This is a genomic window from Cellulomonas sp. PSBB021 (assembly GCF_002240455.1).
In the GTDB taxonomy this organism is placed as follows: domain Bacteria; phylum Actinomycetota; class Actinomycetes; order Actinomycetales; family Cellulomonadaceae; genus Cellulomonas; species Cellulomonas uda.
This window is the reverse complement of the sequence record NZ_CP021430.1, coordinates 1,031,920-1,047,871: the sequence shown is the minus strand read 5'-3', so window position 1 is coordinate 1,047,871 and position 15,952 is coordinate 1,031,920. Positions and strand designations below refer to the sequence as shown.

General features: G+C 75.1%; 16 protein-coding genes. 13 read left to right on the top strand and 3 right to left on the bottom strand.

The features are described from left to right. The first annotated feature begins 35 nt into the window (after positions 1-35). Positions 36-2,654 (top strand): substrate-binding domain-containing protein, encoded by a 2,619-nt coding sequence (locus CBP52_RS04705; RefSeq protein ID WP_232514658.1) that lies wholly within the window; start codon positions 36-38, stop codon positions 2,652-2,654. Positions 2,655-2,770: 116 nt separating this feature from the next. On the opposite strand, the gene CBP52_RS04700 is transcribed toward CBP52_RS04705, so the two are convergent. Together CBP52_RS04700 and CBP52_RS04695 are read right to left on the bottom strand one after the other, a co-directional pair. Continuing rightward, positions 2,771-4,624 carry a DEAD/DEAH box helicase gene (locus CBP52_RS04700; RefSeq protein WP_094180029.1) on the bottom strand — a complete coding sequence of 618 codons (1,854 nt, stop codon included), beginning with the start codon at positions 4,622-4,624 and terminating at the stop codon, positions 2,771-2,773. Between the two features lie 270 nt (positions 4,625-4,894). Beyond that, positions 4,895-5,305, bottom strand: a complete 411-nt coding sequence (locus CBP52_RS04695; RefSeq protein ID WP_369826295.1) for a CoA-binding protein — start codon at positions 5,303-5,305, stop codon at positions 4,895-4,897. Between the two features lie 95 nt (positions 5,306-5,400). Between CBP52_RS04695 and CBP52_RS04690 the strand changes: the two genes are divergently transcribed. From CBP52_RS04690 to CBP52_RS04655, 8 genes are all read left to right on the top strand, one after another. Further along, positions 5,401-6,030, top strand: coding sequence for a CDP-alcohol phosphatidyltransferase family protein (locus tag CBP52_RS04690; protein ID WP_232514657.1), 630 nt, complete (start codon positions 5,401-5,403; stop codon positions 6,028-6,030). Continuing rightward, positions 6,027-7,145: a DUF881 domain-containing protein gene (locus tag CBP52_RS04685; protein WP_232514656.1), complete on the top strand. Its 1,119-nt coding sequence runs from the start codon at positions 6,027-6,029 to the stop codon at positions 7,143-7,145. Before CBP52_RS04690 ends, CBP52_RS04685 begins: the two co-directional genes overlap by 4 nt. Continuing rightward, positions 7,142-7,474 (top strand): small basic family protein, encoded by a 333-nt coding sequence (locus tag CBP52_RS04680; protein ID WP_094180027.1) that lies wholly within the window; start codon positions 7,142-7,144, stop codon positions 7,472-7,474. The genes CBP52_RS04685 and CBP52_RS04680 overlap by 4 nt, the downstream gene beginning before the upstream one ends. Positions 7,475-7,476: 2 nt before the next feature. Continuing rightward, positions 7,477-8,877 carry a DUF881 domain-containing protein gene (locus tag CBP52_RS04675; protein WP_094180026.1) on the top strand — a complete coding sequence of 467 codons (1,401 nt, stop codon included), beginning with the start codon at positions 7,477-7,479 and terminating at the stop codon, positions 8,875-8,877. Positions 8,878-9,002: 125 nt separating this feature from the next. After that, positions 9,003-9,455 carry an FHA domain-containing protein gene (locus tag CBP52_RS04670; protein ID WP_094180025.1) on the top strand — a complete coding sequence of 151 codons (453 nt, stop codon included), beginning with the start codon at positions 9,003-9,005 and terminating at the stop codon, positions 9,453-9,455. A gap of 166 nt (positions 9,456-9,621) precedes the next feature. Beyond that, positions 9,622-10,305 (top strand): MerR family transcriptional regulator, encoded by a 684-nt coding sequence (locus CBP52_RS04665; protein WP_232514755.1) that lies wholly within the window; start codon positions 9,622-9,624, stop codon positions 10,303-10,305. A 90-nt stretch (positions 10,306-10,395) separates the two neighbouring features. Then, positions 10,396-10,899, top strand: a complete 504-nt coding sequence (locus CBP52_RS04660; RefSeq protein ID WP_094180024.1) for a bifunctional nuclease family protein — start codon at positions 10,396-10,398, stop codon at positions 10,897-10,899. Positions 10,900-11,047: 148 nt separating this feature from the next. Further along, positions 11,048-11,635: a MerR family transcriptional regulator gene (locus tag CBP52_RS04655; protein WP_094180023.1), complete on the top strand. Its 588-nt coding sequence runs from the start codon at positions 11,048-11,050 to the stop codon at positions 11,633-11,635. Between the two features lie 108 nt (positions 11,636-11,743). Here CBP52_RS04655 and CBP52_RS04650 read toward each other — a convergent pair whose 3' ends face one another. Then, positions 11,744-12,508 (bottom strand): ParA family protein, encoded by a 765-nt coding sequence (locus CBP52_RS04650; RefSeq protein WP_094180022.1) that lies wholly within the window; start codon positions 12,506-12,508, stop codon positions 11,744-11,746. A 125-nt stretch (positions 12,509-12,633) separates the two neighbouring features. On the opposite strand from CBP52_RS04650, the gene CBP52_RS04645 reads away from it, so the two are divergent. Genes CBP52_RS04645 through CBP52_RS04630 form a run of 4 tightly spaced genes read left to right on the top strand, consistent with a single transcriptional unit; the run spans position 12,634 to position 15,948 of the window. Next, entirely contained in the window at positions 12,634-13,443 is an 810-nt protein-coding gene (locus CBP52_RS04645) for an MBL fold metallo-hydrolase (protein ID WP_094180021.1), read from the top strand. 28 nt (positions 13,444-13,471) lie between these two features. Then, positions 13,472-13,966: a GNAT family N-acetyltransferase gene (locus CBP52_RS04640; RefSeq protein ID WP_094182152.1), complete on the top strand. Its 495-nt coding sequence runs from the start codon at positions 13,472-13,474 to the stop codon at positions 13,964-13,966. Positions 13,967-14,026: 60 nt separating this feature from the next. Then, positions 14,027-15,409 (top strand): ferric reductase-like transmembrane domain-containing protein, encoded by a 1,383-nt coding sequence (locus CBP52_RS04635; protein WP_094180020.1) that lies wholly within the window; start codon positions 14,027-14,029, stop codon positions 15,407-15,409. Then, on the top strand, positions 15,406-15,948 hold the full coding sequence (locus CBP52_RS04630; RefSeq protein WP_094180019.1) for an FMN-binding protein: 543 nt from the start codon (positions 15,406-15,408) through the stop codon (positions 15,946-15,948). The genes CBP52_RS04635 and CBP52_RS04630 overlap by 4 nt, the downstream gene beginning before the upstream one ends. Positions 15,949-15,952 lie beyond the last annotated feature (4 nt).

Sequence of the window (15,952 nt, the reverse complement as noted above, 5' to 3'; positions counted from 1 at the left end):
CGGCGCGGAGGACGGTCGGCGTACTCGCCCCCGTCGTGGGGGGCTTCTACTTCGGCGCGGTGATCGCCGGGGTCGCCCGCGCGTGCAGGGCAGGTGGGCACCGGGTCGTCGCGGTCCAGACGTACCGGGCCGGACTCGAGCGGGAACCCGTCGTGACCTCGGACGACGTCCCCGTGGCGATCGACGCGGTCGACGGTCTCGTGGTGCTCTCGGGCGCCCTGCCCGCCGACCGGCTCCTCGCCCTCGAGCACTCCGGGATCCCGGTCGTGCTGGTCAGCGAGGACGAGTCCACGGGCACCGCGCCGGTGGTGCTGCCCGACAACGCGCACGGCGTGCGCGCGTCCGTGGAACACCTGGTCGCGCACGGTCACAGGTCCATCGGGTTCATCGGCTGTCTCGACCAGCGGGACATGAGAGAGCGGTTCGAGGCCTACCGCGAGACGCTGCTGGCCAACGACATCGCCCCTGACGACGGCTGGGTGTACCCCGCGAGCGACAACAACGAGGCCGGCGGCCAGGCCGCCGCCCGGCTCATGCTCGCCGACGGCATGCGGACCACCGCGGTCGTCGTCGCGACCGACCGCAACGCCTCGGGGTTCGTCGCCGGGCTGCGCCAGGCCGGCCTGTCGGTCCCGCGCGACCAGGCGGTGGTCGCGTTCGACCACGCCGACTTCGGCGCCCGGCTCACGCCGCGCCTGACCACCGTGGACGCGCACTTCGACCGCGTCGGCGAGGCCGCCGTCCGCCTCCTGCTCGCGCGGCTGCGCGGCGAGGCGGTGCCCGTCGGCGAGCACCGGACGCCGACGTCGCTCGTCGTGCGCGAGTCGTGCGGGTGCACGCCGCTGCGCCGCATCGAGGACTCGGGCACCGACTGGCGCGACGAGCTGCTCGACCTGGTGCGCACCGCGTTCGCGGGCGGACGGGTCACCGTGCCGGCCCCGCACGCCGCGCGCGGGCACCGCGACAGCCACACCGACGGCCGCGGGGTGCGCGGCGGCGAGCGCCACGAGCGGCGGTCGCCGCAGGAGGCGTGGTGGCGCGCGGTCGTCGAGCCGCTCACCGCAGCCCGCGGGGGAGTGCTGCCCGAGGACCTCGCGATGTCCCGCCTCACCGAGCTCACCACCGGCCTGCAGCCCTACCCGGACGCTCTCGAGCTCCTGGTCGCGGTCGTGCGGCGGGCGCACGACGCGCTCCTCGCGGGCGACGAGCTCGACGCGCGCGCCCGCGAGGCCGTCGAGTCCGCGACGACCGAGGTCATCCTCGCCCTGACGCGCGGCTGCACGGCCGCGCTCCTGCAGCGCGCCGGGCGGCTCGAGTCGACCCTCGTGCACCAGTACGAGGTCGCGACCGACCTGCTGCGCAGCGACGGCGCCGACCCGCGCACGCTCGACTGGCTGCCGCGCTCGTTGCGCGGCCGTGCGTGCCTCGCGCTGTGGGCGGACGGCTCGTCCGGCCCGGACCGACCGCTCGAGATCGTCGGGGTCCGGGACGGGTCCGGCGGGCTCGCGCGGCTCGTCGGCAGCCGCACGGTCGCCGCGGAGTTCCCGCCCGCCGCGATGCTGCGTGGCGGCATGACGGCGGAGGCGACATTCGTCGTGCCTGTGACCTGCGGGAACAGCGACTGGGGGCTGCTCGCGCTCGAGGGCGCCGTCGACGCCCGGTCCACCACGGCCCGGGACCGCGCCAACCACTGGGCCGCGCTGCTCGCGGTCGCGCTCGACCAGCAGAGCATGCTCGAGTCGCTGCACGAGCAGCGCGTGCAGCTCGAGCAGGCCGCCGCCCGCGAGCGTGCGCTGGCCGACGCGGTCCGGGCGAGCGAGGAGCACTACGCGCTCGCGTCGATGGCCGCCGACGACGGCACGTGGGACTGGGACGTCTCGGCCGGCACGGTCTACTACTCGCCACGCTGGAAGCGCACGCTCGGTTACGACGACGACGCCGTGGGCTCCTCGCCGACCGAGTGGCTCGAGCGCGTGCACCCGGCGGACCGGGACGAGGTCTCGACCGCGATCGCCGCCGCGCTCGCCGGGGTCGACACGACGCTCGAGCTCGAGCACCGCGTGCGCTCCGCGACCGGCGACTACCGCTGGCTGATGTGCCGCGCGATGACCGTGCTCGACGACGCCGGCTGCCCCGCGCGCGTCGTCGGGACCATCGTCGACGTCACCGAGCGCAAGCAGTCCGAGATCGCGCAGCAGCAGGACGCGCTGCGCGAGTCCGAGACGGGCCTCGCGACCCGGCTGCTGTTCCTCGACCGGCTCGGCGGCGCGGTCGTGCGGGCCCACCGCGTGCACGAGTTCGACTGCGCGCTCGTCGTGGTCCGGCTGCCCGGGCTCGACCAGGTCTCGCGCGGCGAGCCCACGGTCTCGGTCCGACAGCTCGCCGAGCGGCTGCAGGCCGCGGTCCGCGCGGGCGACACCGCGGCGCGCATCGCGGAGGACCAGATCGCGCTGCTGCTGGAGGACACCGCCGGCGCGGGCGTGCCGATGCGCGTGCGCCGCGTGATCGACTCGCTCGAGGCCGAGCTGGGCGAGCGCGTGCGGGTCGGTGTCGTGCCGAGCGTGCGGGGCTGCGCCGACGCGTCGGCCGTGCTGCGCGAGGCCGACATCGCGCTGGCACGCGCGGCGGCGGGGCCGGTGCGCACGCACCTGTGACCGGACGCGGACGGCCTCGCCCGGGAAGGGCGAGGCCGTCCGAGTGTCAGGTGCGGCGCCGGGTCCCGCGCCGCACCCCAGGGGTCAGGAGCGCGGGGTGTCAGGAACGCGGGGTGTCAGGAGCGCGCGCGCGACGGGGCGTGCCCGGCGCGGCTCGCACCGTGACCGCCGCGCGGCCCGGAGTCGCCGTGGCTGCCACGCGGGCCCGAGTCCACCCGGATCCGCAGCGGGCGTCCGGCGACGCGCGTGCGGGACAGCCGGTCGACGGCCTCGGCGGACAGGCCGCCGGGGATGTCCACCAGCGCGAAGCTCGGGAAGATGTCGATCTTGCCCACGTCCGCGCCCGTGAGGCCGCCCTCGCCCGTGAGCGCGCCGACGAGCGCGCCCGGCTGGAGGCCGTCGCGGTGCCCGACGGCGACGCGCCACCGCGGCGGACCGCCGGCGATGTGGGTGCTCGTGCGGCGACGCTCGCGCGGCGGGGCTCCGTCGCGGGACGCGCCGACCCGGTCGTGCGACGGGGCGGCCGCGGCACGCGCGAGCGCGTCGTCGAGGTCGTCGGCAGCGCCGGGGCCCTCGTCGCCGACGGCGAGCGCGAGCACGGTGGCGAGCAGGTCGGCCAGGTCGGCGCCCGGGTCCTCGCGCACGAGGTCCGCGACGGCCGCGCGGTACACGTCCAGGCGACCGGCGGACGTGCGCTGCGGCACGCGCTCCAGCAGCGTGCGCACGCGGTGCGCGCTGACCTCGGCGGGCGACGGGATGGTGACCTGCTCGAGCGACGTGCGCGTGGTGCGCTCGATGGTGCGCAGTCGCGACTGCTCGGCGGGTGTGACGAACGTGAGCGCGGTGCCGTCGCGGCCCGCACGGCCGGTGCGACCGATGCGGTGCACGTACGTCTCCGGCTCGCGCGGCACGTCGAAGTTGACGACGAGGCCGATGCGCTCGACGTCGAGCCCGCGCGCCGCGACGTCCGTGGCGACCAGCACGTCGAGCGCGCCGCTGCGCAACCGCTCGACGATCTTCTCGCGCTCGCCCTGGGCCACGTCGCCCGAGATGTACGCCGCGGACACCCCGCGCTCCACGAGCGCGGAACCCAGCTCCTCGGCGTTGCCCCGCGTGCGGACGAACACGATCGCGGCGTCCGCGTCGGTGACCGCGAGGACGCGCGCGAGCGCGCCGGCCTTGTGCCGGAACGGGACGACCGCGTAGGTCTGGCGCACGCTCGTCACGGTCGAGGACTGGCGGGCGACCGTGACCTCGACCGGGTCGACCATGTGCTGCTCGGCGACACGTCGGATCGGCGTCGGCATCGTCGCGGAGAACAGCGCGACCTGACGCTGCCGCGGTGCTCGCGACAGGACCTTGTCGACGTCCTCCGCGAAGCCCATGCGCAGCATCTCGTCGGCCTCGTCGAGGACCAGGAACCGCACCTGGTCGAGCACGAGCGACCCGCGCTCGAGGTGGTCGATCACACGCCCGGGCGTGCCGACGACGACCTGGGCACCGCGCTGCAGCGCACGCTGCTGCGGCAGGTACGGCGAGCCGCCGTACACGGGGACGACGTCGACGCCGGGCAGGTGCTTCGCGAACGACGAGATCGCGTCGGCGACCTGCATCGCGAGCTCGCGCGTCGGGGCGAGGACGACGGCCTGCACGGCGCGCAGCGCGGGGTCGACCGCGGCGAGCAGGGGCAGGCCGAACGCGGCGGTCTTGCCGGTGCCGGTCTGCGCGACGCCGAGCAGGTCACGCCCGCCGAGCAGGGCCGGGACCGCGCGCTGCTGGATGGCCGACGGGGTGGTGAAGCCGAGGTCCGTCACCGCGCGGTGCAGCGCGGCGGGCAGGCCGAGGTCGTCGAACGTGGGCCCCGACGGGGCGACGGGGGAGTCGGGACCGGCAGGCACGGGGGTGCCCGCGTCGGTCGAGGGGTCGGTGAGGACGTGCGAAGGCGCACGGGTGCCCGAGGGCAGCGACATGGAAGGCCGTTCCGTTCGAGGGAGGACTGAACCGGCGCCCGGATGGCGCACGGCTGTCGCAGCCCCGACACGCACCCGGCAGGTGACTGCAGGTGCCTCACGTATGCGACGCGACTCCGGCTGGCAGCCAGGGCATCGGTCGACTCGAACTTCTGGGGGACGCGACGAACTCCGCGATCGGCGACAGCCTACCCGCCACGGGCGTCCCGGCGCAGGCCACGGCCGGACGGGATCCGGGTGAGTTCGCGCACACCGGTCCGCAGAGTGCGGTCACAGGCCCCGGGCGCGACCCTCGATCGCGGGGCAGGTGTCCATCACGACGTCCAGCCCGGCGTCCCTCGCCCGGGCCGCCGCGGCCTCGTCGACGACGTCGAGCTGCAGCCAGACCGCACGCGCCCCGCGCGCGATCGCCTCGTCGACGACACCGCCCGCGAGGCCCGCGTTGACGAACACGTCGACGACGTCGAGGTCACCCGGCACCTGGTCGAGCGTCGCGTACCCCGGGGCGCCGTGCACGGTCGCCGCGGACGGGTGCACCGGCACGATCTCGTGGCCGAGCTGCTGCAGGTACGCCGCGACGCCGTACGCCGCTCGGGACGTGTTCTGCGACAGCCCGACGACGGCCCACCGGCCGGGGGAGCGCAGCAGGCGGTCGATCACGTCCGGGTCGTTGGTGTGCACGTCGACAGCCTCGCACGCGCGCCGCGCGGGTGCGCGGGGGTCGCGTGCGGGCCGCATAAGATCGGGCCCGCACACGACGAGGGAGCGGCGACCGCGTGACGGAGCAGGCAGAGCAGGGCACCCGGGACGACCACGGCGAAGGTCCGGCCGTGACGACGCGCGTCCTGACGGTGCCCAACGCCATCAGCTTCGCGCGACTGCTGCTCGTCCCCGTGTTCGGCGTGCTCATCGCGTCCGGTCGGGACGGCTGGGCGGTGGTGGTCCTCGCGGTCTCCGGGGCGAGCGACTGGCTCGACGGCGTGCTCGCCCGTCGGCTCGGTCAGGTCAGCCGGCTCGGCCAGCTCCTCGACCCGGCGGCGGACCGGCTGTTCATCGCCGTCACGCTCGTGGGGCTCGTCTGGCGGGACGTGGTGCCGCTGTGGCTGCTCGTCGTGATCCTGGCGCGCGAGGTCGTGCTCGGGGTCATGCTGATCGCGCTCGGGCGCGCGGGCTACCCGCCGCCTCAGGTGCACCTCGCGGGCAAGGCCGGCACGTTCGCCCTCCTGTACGCGTTCCCGCTCCTGCTCCTCGCGTCGTGGGACTCGTGGGTCGGCACGGTCGCGGAGGTCGCCGGATGGGCGTTCGCGCTGTGGGGCGTGGGCCTGTACTGGTTCGCGGGTGCGCTGTACCTGCTCCAGGCCCGCCGGCTGCTGCACGCCCCGCCCACGCGTGAGGCCCCCGCGTGACGACGCGGCACACCACGGCGGAGCGCGGCGGGCGGCGGCCCGACGCGTCGATGACGCTGCTCAACGAGGTCTACAGCTCGTCCCTCGACGAGGGGTACGCGCTCGTGGCGGCGCGCCGCGCGGCCGGGAACGCGACGCGCCCGTACGCCGCGCGCCGGGCCGTGGTCCTCGTCGTCGCCGTCGGGGTGGGCCTCGCCAGCTCCGCCGCGGCGATCGCCCTCCACCAGCCGACCGCGGCCGCGCAGGAGGCGCGTGAGCTGCTCGAGTCGAGCATCGTCGACCGGAGCGAGGAGGCCGCCGCGCTGCAGGAGGAGGTCGCCGCGCTCAGCTCGAACATCACCGCGCTGCAGTCCGCGCTCGTCGGGCCCGAGAGCACCTCGCTGCAGGAGGCGGCCGCGGTCGGCGTCGTCGAGGCCGGTCAGGTGCCGGTGGCCGGCTCCGGGCTGCGCGTCGAGCTCTCGGACGCCCCCGACGCGGACCCGGACGCGGGCGACGACGACGCGCGCGTGCAGGACGTCGACCTCCAGATCCTCGTGAACGGCCTGTGGTCCGCCGGTGCCGAGGCGATCGCGATCAACGACCAGCGTGTGACGGCCACGACCGCGATCCGCAGCGCCGGCAGCGCGGTGCTCGTCGACCTCGTGCCGCTGTCCGGTCCGTACCGCGTCGAGGCGCTCGGCAACCCGGTCGAGCTCCAGACCGGCCTCGCCCGGGACACGGCCGGCCAGCTGCTCACCGCGCTGCGCACCACCTACGGCATCGGCGTGGACATCTCCCGGCAGGACGAGCTCTCGCTGCCCGGTGCCGGGCAGGTCACGCTGCGTCACGCGACCGTGCCCGACGACGCGCTGCCCGACGCGCTGCGTCCGACGCCGCCGGCCGCCGACGACCGCACGACACCCGGCCCGATCACCGACGGCACGCTCGGCCAGGGCGCCGGCACCGCCGACGTGGCGTCGCTCGACGCCACGGCGGACCGCCGGGCGGGCGACGCGCCGAGCCGGTCGGTTTCGTCCCGCGGGGCGCGTGTGGCAGGGTCGGCCACGCACGCGGCCGCGCTGCCCGCCGAGCCGCAGGTGGCAACCGTGCGTGAGCCTGGGGAGGGACAGCCGTGATCGCGGTGATCGGACTCGTGATCGGCGTGGTCGCCGGCCTCGTCCTGCAGCCCACCGTGCCCGCCGAGCTGCAGCCCTACCTGCCGATCGCCGTGGTCGCCGCGCTCGACGCGATCTTCGGCGGTGTCCGCGCGATGCTCGACGGCATCTTCGACGACCGCGTCTTCCTCATCTCGTTCCTGTCGAACGTGATCGTCGCGGCGCTGATCGTGTTCCTCGGCGACCAGCTCGGGGTCGGCAGCCAGCTCTCGACGGCCGTCGTCGTCGTCCTCGGCATCCGCATCTTCTCCAACGCCGCGTCGATCCGTCGCCACCTGTTCAAGGCCTGACCGTGACCGCTCGCGACCCCGCCGCCGACCCCGCGGGGGAGGACCGCGCCCGGCCGGCGGCCCCTGACGCGGTCGTGCCCGCGGTGTTCGACCCGCTCGCCGACACGCCCCCGACGGACGACGACGCGCCCCGGCCGCCCGAGCCCGCCGACGACCAGGCCGCCGTGCCCGCGTCGTACGAGGACGGAGTGTCGGACGACGGGGTCCTCGACGACGTTGTCGTCGACGACGGTGTCATCGACGACGCGCTCGACGACCAGCTCGACGGCACGCCCGCCGACGTGCCCGACGACGTGTCCGGGGAGACGTCCGACGACAGGCCGGGCGACACAGCGGTGGACGACGAAGCGGTGGACGACGAGGCGGTGGACGACGAGGCGGTCGACGCCCGTGTCCCGTCGGACGACGAGCTCGCGCGCCCGTTGTACGACCCGCTGCCGCCGTCCGACGACGAGCTCGACGACCTGCCGGGGGACCCGCGCGGCACGCTCGCCGAGTCCGACGGCGAACCGGACGACGTGGCGCCGGGCGAGCCGGATGCGGACGAGTCGGCGACCGACGACGCAGCGACCGACGACGTAGCGACCGACGAGTGGCTCACCGACGAGCAGACCGACGGGCGGGCCGCTGCGCGGGCCGCGGTGCCCGCGACGAGCGCCGCGCTGGTCGACGTCCCGTCCCGCAGCGGCTGGGCCACGCTCGCGCGTGCGATGGCGCCGCGAGCGACGCGAGCCCAGATCATCGCCGGCGTGCTCTGCGCGCTGCTCGGGTTCGCGGTCGTCGTGCAGGTGCGCCAGAACGACGAGAGCGCCCTGTCGGGGCTGCGCCAGTCGGAGCTCGTCCGCGTGCTGGACGAGACGACCGAACGTGGTGACCAGCTGCGTCGCGAGGTCTCGGAGCTGCGCGGCGAGCGTGACCGGCTCGCGTCGGGCTCGGACGGTCAGGCCGCGGCGATCGACTCGCTGCGTCGCAGCGCGATCACCCAGGGCATCCTCTCGGGCCGGCTCCCGGCGCAGGGTCCGGGCGTCCAGGTGACGCTGCTCGACCCCGGCCGCGACCTGCAGCCCGTGACGATGCTCAACATGCTCGAGGAGCTGCGGAACGCGGGCGCGGAGGCGATCCAGCTCAACGACCGTCGCATCACCGCCAGCTCGGCGTTCACGGGGACGCGCGGTGACGTGCTGTTGGACGGGGAGCGCCTCGAGCCGCCGTACGTGTGGTCGGCGATCGGCGACCCGTCGACGCTGTCGATCGCGCTGCAGATCCCGGGCGGGGCGATGGCGACGGTCCGTGGCACGGGCGCGACCGGGACGGTCGAGGAGCGCGACGAGGTCGTGGTGTCCGCGGTCCGTACGCTGCCCGACCCGGCGTACGCGAGCCCGGTACCGATGGAGGCGGGCTGACGATCGGGGCGCGACGCGGCCGGAGGGCTGCGCTCGGGCCCGCCGATTGCATAGGGTGGACCGATCGGGACGCGACCCGACGGTGGGTTCGACGACACAACCGATGACGGACACGGGAGGCCTTGATGACCGACGACGAGCGGGCGACGCACGCCGCCGGCCCGGAGACGACCGTCAACTTCGGCCAGATCGGCCCGGTCGAGATCGAGCAGGGCGCGCCGGTCGGGCTGACGCCCGACGAGTCGTCCGCGGTGCAGGCACTGCCGCCGACGTCCGCGCTTCTCGTGATGCAGCGGGGTCCGAGCGCCGGCGCCCGGTTCCTGCTGGACGCGGAGCGCACGGTCGCGGGCAGGTCGACGCAGGCGGACATCTTCCTCGACGACGTGACGGTCTCGCGCAAGCACGCGGAGTTCGTCCGTGAGGGCTCGCACTTCGTCGTGCGGGACATCGGCTCGCTGAACGGTACGTACGTGAACCGCCAGCGGATCGACTCGGCGGCGCTGCGCTCGGGTGACGAGGTGCAGATCGGCAAGTACCGCATGACGTTCCACCCGAGCCCGCACCGCGAGGACGCATGACGCGCACGGGGACCCGGCCGTGAGCGGGACCTCGAGCGCTCGTCGCTCCGCCACCGAGCGGGTCGCCGCCTCGACGGCCGAGGTCGGGTCCGTCGACGCCGCGGCGCCCGGCGACGCGACGGGCGAGAGCGCCGCGTCCCGCGAGCAGGAGCCCTGGCCGCGGGGCATCTCGCGCCGGGCGGCCATGCGCATCTCGGACGTGCTGCAGGCGCTGCAGATCGAGTTCCCGGCCGTCACTCCCTCGAAGCTGCGGTTCCTCGAGGAGCAGGGTCTCGTGGAGCCGGTGCGTACCCCGGCGGGCTACCGGCAGTACTCGCCGGCGGACGTCGAGCGCCTGCGCTTCGTGCTGCGCCAGCAGCGCGACCGCTACATGCCACTCAAGGTCATCGGCGAGCGCCTGGCCGCGTTGGACGCGGGCGAGGAGGACGAGCCGACCCCCCGGGCCCGCCTGGCGGCTGCCGACGGCGTCCTGACGCGCCCGGACGCGCGGCTGTCCGCCGACGCGCTCGCGCGTGACGCGGGGGTCGAGGCGACGCTGGTGGCAGAGCTCGTCGAGGCCGGCGTGCTGACGCCCGGCCCCGGCGGCGGGTTCGAGCCGTGGGCGCGCGAGGTCGTGGTGACCGCCGCGGCGCTCGCCGAGCACGGCATCGACGTGCGGCACCTGCGGCAGTTCCGCGCGGCCGCGGAGCGGCAGGCGGACCTCGTCGAGCAGGCGGTGGCGCCGTGGAAGGGCCAGCGCAACGCCTCCGCGCGCGCGCGTGCGGCGACGATCGCGGCGGAGCTCGGGGAGCTGTGCGCGCGGATGCACACGGCGCTCGTGCGCTCGTCGGTGGCCGACCTCCTGCCGTGACGGCGGCCCGCCCGGCCGCGCAGGACGCGGGCTCACGCGTTCGTCGCGCGTCCGGCGCGAAGCGGCGGCGGGCGACGTAGCGTGGACCCTGTGGACCCGGATCTCGTCGTCGTCGAGGTGGTCGGGGTGCGACGGCACCCGACCGTGGACGAGAACGTCGTGCTGCTCCTGGACCCGGACTCCGAGCTCGTCGTGCCGATCCTCGTCGGCCCGCACGAGGCGGGTGCCATCGCGGCCGCCCAGGCGGGTGTCGTGCCGCCGCGTCCGATGACGCACGACCTGCTGCGGGACGTGATCCTCGCGGAGGGTGACCAGGTGCAGCGCGCGGCGATCACCCGGCTCGAGGACGGCGTCTTCTACGCCGAGCTGCTGCTGGGCAACGGTGCGCGGGTCGACTCGCGCGCCTCGGACGCGATCGCGGTGGCGCTGCGGTTCGGCATCCCGGTCCTGTGCTCGGCCGAGGTGGTCGCGGTCGCGGGTGTCGAGGTGCAGCACGAGGACAGCCCGGACGACGACGTCGAGCGGTTCCGGGAGTTCCTGGACCAGGTGACGCCGGAGGACTTCGAGACGGGCGACGAGCCCGGGGAGAGGTGATCCGGAGGTCAACCTTCACGTTGAGGTTGAACTTCAGACACGCCCGCCGCGACACGCCCCGCGTGTCGTTGCGTCCGGGGGTCGGGGTCCCTAGCGTTGCCCTCAGGCGGTCGGGCGATCGCACGACCGTACGACGACTGGAGGAAGCGTGGCCAACGAGAATGCGGAGGACGTGACGATCGTCCCGCAGCGCGCGCAGGGCCTCCTGTTCGACGACGACCTGCCGGACCTGGACGACGCGACCGGCTACCGCGGCCCCACCGCGTGCCGCGCCGCGGGCATCACGTACCGGCAGCTGGACTACTGGGCCCGCACGGGCCTCGTGGAGCCCTCCGTCCGCCCGGCCACCGGCTCGGGCACGCAGCGGCTCTACTCGTTCCGCGACATCCTGGTGCTCAAGGTGGTCAAGCGCCTGCTCGACACGGGCGTCTCGCTGCAGCAGATCCGTACCGCGGTCGGGCATCTGCGTGAGCGCGGTGTCGACGACCTGGCCCAGATCACGCTCATGTCCGACGGCGCCTCGGTCTACGAGTGCACGTCGGCGGACGAGGTCATCGACCTGGTCCAGGGCGGGCAGGGTGTCTTCGGCATCGCGGTCGGCCGCGTGTGGCGTGAGGTGGAGGGCTCGCTCGCCGAGCTCCCGACGGAGCGCGCCGAGGAGGAGACCCCCGCGCCCACCGGCCAGGACGTGCACGACGAGCTGGCGCTGCGCCGGCGCGCACGTACCGCGGGCTGAGCCCCGGCACCACCCGACGTCCACGAAGGCCCGCGGTCCTTGCGACCCGGGCCTTCGTCGTGCCCGGCCGTTCGTCGTGGCCGGGCGCTCGACAGGCGGGGAGCGGTGCTAGCGACGCGGCGCGCGCAGCGCGCGGTCCAGGAGCGCGTCGAAGATGCCCGACAGCTCGGCGGCGGCCTGGCCGGGCCACGCGTGCACGGGCTGCGCGGCACCCTGCGCCTGCTGCAGCGCCGCCCGTTCGGGCACCGAGGGCGCCAGCAGAAGGGGCCCGTACAGCGAGCCGAGCTCCTCGAGGCGGTACGCCTGCTCGAGCGAGCGCGCCCGCACGCGGTTCACGGTGATGCCGAGCGGCTGCAGCTGCGGCGCCGGCCCGCGCCGCAGCTCGTCGATCGTGCGCATCGCGCGGCCGACGGCCATCACGGCGAACAGCCCGGGCTCCGTGACGACCATGGCACGGTCGCACGCGGTCAGGCCCGTGCGCGTGAGCGAGCCGAGCGACGGCGGGCAGTCGACCAGGACCAGGTCGTAGTCCTGGACCCACGACAGCGCGAACCGCAGCCGGTCGAGGTCGTCGTCGCCGAGGCGGTCGTGCTTGGCGTTGCGCTCCGAGCCGACGAGCACGTCGAGACCGTCCTCGGCCCACGAGCTCGCCACGGTCGCGGACCGCACCGTCTCGGCGTTCGGGGCGTCGAGCACGTCGGACACGTCGCCGCCCTCGGCGCGCGCGCCGAGCGACATGGAGCAGTCGCCCTGCGGGTCCATGTCGACGACGAGGGTGCGCAGCCCTCGTTCGAGGGCCGCGGAGGCCAGGCCGAGCGTCACGGACGTCTTGCCGACGCCACCCTTGAGGCTGCACACACCGAGCACGAGCACCTGGCAACCGTATCGGCTGCGGCGCGCCCGGGGAGACCGTGTCCAGCGGGCACGAACCGGGCGGACCGGGAGGAAGTCGGGCGCGGCGGCGTGCGTCCGCGCTGGTGGGCGCGCAGAATCGCCCCATGACACTGCGCCTGACCCGGTGGGGGCACTCCTGCGTGCGGTTCGACGACGAGAGGCGCCACCTCGTCGTCGACCCGGGCGCGTTCTCCCGCCTCGACGACGCCCTCGCGGGCGCCCAGGCGATCCTCGTGACCCACGAGCACGCGGACCACCTCGCGGTCGAGACCGTCGCGGACGCGGTCCGCGGTGGCGTCCCGCTGTGGGGCCCCGCGCCTGTCGTCGCGCTGCTGCGCGATGCAGGTGCCCCGCAGGAGCGGCTGCACGTCGTGAGCGGCGGGGACCATGTGGAGGCCGCGGGCTTCCAGGTGCGGGTCCTGGGGGCGTGGCACGCCGTCATCCACCCGGACATCCCGCGCATCCCGAACGTCGCCTACCTCGTCGCAGGCGTGCTGCACCCCGGCGACGCGCACGTACAGCCCACCGACGCGCCCGACGTGCTCCTCCTGCCGATCTCCGGCCCGTGGTTCAGCCTGACGGACGCCGTCGACCGGGCGCGTGACATCGGGGCCAGGCGCATCGTGCCGATCCACGACGGACTCCTCAACGACCGTGGTCTCGGCCTGCTGCACACCCTCGTCGGCCGTCTGGTGCGCGACAGCGAGCTCGTCGTGCTCACCGCGGGGGAGTCCCTCGAGCTCGCTCACCCCGGAGGTGACGTCATGACCGGCACGCACCCTGACCTGCCGCCCCACGCCGACGAGATCCCGCTCCTCGAGCAGGACGAGACCATCCCGCCCCGCCCGGAGGAGGAGGTCGCGGACGTCGCGCGGGCCGTGCCCGACCCGCTCGGGCACGGCGGTGGCCAGTGAGAGCCGGTTCGTACGGCATCCTGTGAACGTGCAGATCACGCTGGCAACTGAGGACGACTGGGCGCGAGTGCGTGAGATCCGGCTGCGCGCTCTCCGCGAGGACCCGGGCGTCTTCGGCTCGTCGCTCGAGCGCGAGGAGCGGTTCAAGGAGAAGCACTGGCGCATGCGCACCCGCACCGTGCCGACGTGGCTCGCGGTCGATGCCGACGGGCTGACCCGCGGGCTCGTCTCGATGCTCCTGGAACCGGGTTCGCCCACGGACGACCGGCACATCGTGAGCCTGTGGGTCGCGCCGGAGGCGCGCCGGCGCGGCATCGGGTGGGCGCTGCTCGACACGGTCCGGCAGGCCGCGATCGCCGACAAGGCCCGGACACTGTCGCTCTGGCTCGTGGACGGCAACAACGCCGCCGGCGACCTGTACGTGCGCGCGGGGTTCGCTCGCACCGGCGAGCGGATGGCGCTGCCGCGAGACCCGGACGTCACCGAGGAGCGCTACGTCCTCAAGCTCCCTCGCCACCGCTGACCTGCACGGCACCGCCTGCTTCCGAGAACGCTCTGAGAATCGGTCGTCACGATCGTTCCCATGAGCACGGTCCTCGAGGGACGACCCCCCACCGCGTCCGCCCGCCTCCCACGACCCGTCCCGCGTAGCGCCGCACCGGGCGGCGCGGTCGTGCGCGGTGCGCTGGTGGCCGGCTGCCTCCTCGTCGTCGCCTTCTGGTGGAGCGGGACGCCCGCGGCGGCGGGCGCCACGCCCGGGGGCGCGGCCACCGGCGCGGGGGAGCTGGCGGGCCTCCTGGCGGCGTTCCTGGTGTGTGCGCAGCTCCTGCTCATCGGCCGCGTGCCCTGGTTCGAGCGCGCCGTCGGCTTCGACCGTCTCGTCGCGTGGCACCGGTCCCTCGGGACGAGCGTCGTGCTGCTGGTCCTCACGCACGTCGCCCTCATGGTCGTGGGCGGGGCGCTGCTCGACCGGCAGACGCCGTGGGGCGAGGCCGTCTCGATCCTGACGACGCAGCCCGAGATGGTCAGCGCGTTCGTCGGCACCGGGCTGTTCGTGCTCGTCGGTGCGACCAGCGCGAGGCTCGCACGCCGCGTGCTGTCGTACGAGGCATGGTTCGTCGTGCACCTGTCGGTCTACGTCGGCATCTACCTGACGTTCGGCCACCAGATCGCCGCCGGCGCGCACTTCGTCGCCGACCCCGTGGCGCGCGCGGTGTGGACCGCGCTCTACGTCGCGACCGCGGCCGCGCTGCTCACGTGGCGGGTCCTCGTGCCGCTGCTCGCGCACCGCCGGATGCTCCTGCGCGTCGAGCACGTGGTGCCGGAGGCGCCCGGGGTCGTGAGCGTGTGGCTGCAGGGCCGCGCGGTCGACGAGCTGGAGGCGCGTGGCGGGCAGTTCGTGCTGCTGCGGTTCCTCGTGCGCGGGCACCTGACCACGGCGCACCCGTACTCGCTGTCGATGGTGCCGACCGCGCACCGGCTGCGGGTCACGGTCGCGGCGCTCGGTGACCACTCCGCCGACGTGGCGCGGCTGCGGACCGGGACGCGCGTGCTCGTCGAGGGTCCGTTCGGGCGGTTCACGGCGGACGCGGCGCGCGGCCACCGGTCGCTCCTCGTCGCGGGCGGCGCGGGGATCGGCCCGATCCGCGCGCTCGCGCAGGAGCTGGTCGCGCGCGGGCACGACGTCCAGGTCGTGCACCGCGCGCACGACGTCGCCGGGCTCGCGCTCGGCCGTGAGCTGACGGGCGTGCCGGGCCTGCGCTACCTGGCGCTCCCGGGACGCCGCGCCCGGCTCGGGTACGACCCGCTGGACCGCGAGCACCTCGCCGCTGCGGTCCCCGACATCGCCGGACGCGACGTGTTCGTGTGCGGTCCCGAGTCCATGACGGCCGCGGTCGTCGACGTCGCACGGACGCTGGGCGTCCCGCGGCGAGCCATCCACCACGAGGAGCTGAGCCTGGCATGAGTGCAGCACGCTGGCGCGGGACGCTGATCTACACGGGGACGCTGGCGACCATCGGGACTGTCGCGTTCGCGCGGTTCGGCCCGCTGGCGCAGGCCGAGGCGCCCGCCACGGCCGCTGGCGCGTCCAGCGGGAGCATCGGGGGAGCGGCGCCGTCCGTCGTCGGCGTACCCGGCTCGGCGTCGGTCGCGCCGGGTACGGGGACGGACCGGTCCGGCACGTCGGCGACCGACCCGGCGGACCCCCAGACCGGAACACCGCAGGCCGAGACCGTCACGGTCGTCGGGTCCGTCGCGCAGACCCGGTACGGGCCCGTGCAGGTCCAGGTGACGTTCACGGGGTCCCGCCTCGTCGACGTACGCACGCTGCAGGCCCCGAGCTCGCACCCCGAGAGCGCACAGATCTCGGCCAGGGCGACCCCGCTGCTGGCTCGCGAGGTCCTCGCCGCGCAGTCCGCGTCCATCGACACCGTGTCCGGCGCGACGTACACCTCCGAGGGCTACCGCGAGTCGGTCCAGTCGATCCTCGACCAGCGGGGCTGACCGG

Excerpts from the sequence above, each read along its gene's own strand:
- CBP52_RS04670 (WP_094180025.1), top strand. The coding sequence starts at position 9,003 with ATGACCGACGACGAGCGGGCGACGCACGCCGCCGGCCCGGAGACGACC.
- CBP52_RS04635 (WP_094180020.1), top strand. The coding sequence starts at position 14,027 with ATGAGCACGGTCCTCGAGGGACGACCCCCCACCGCGTCCGCCCGCCTC.
- CBP52_RS04645 (WP_094180021.1), top strand. The coding sequence starts at position 12,634 with ATGACACTGCGCCTGACCCGGTGGGGGCACTCCTGCGTGCGGTTCGAC.
- CBP52_RS04630 (WP_094180019.1), top strand. The coding sequence starts at position 15,406 with ATGAGTGCAGCACGCTGGCGCGGGACGCTGATCTACACGGGGACGCTG.
- CBP52_RS04700 (WP_094180029.1), bottom strand. The coding sequence starts at position 4,624 with ATGTCGCTGCCCTCGGGCACCCGTGCGCCTTCGCACGTCCTCACCGAC.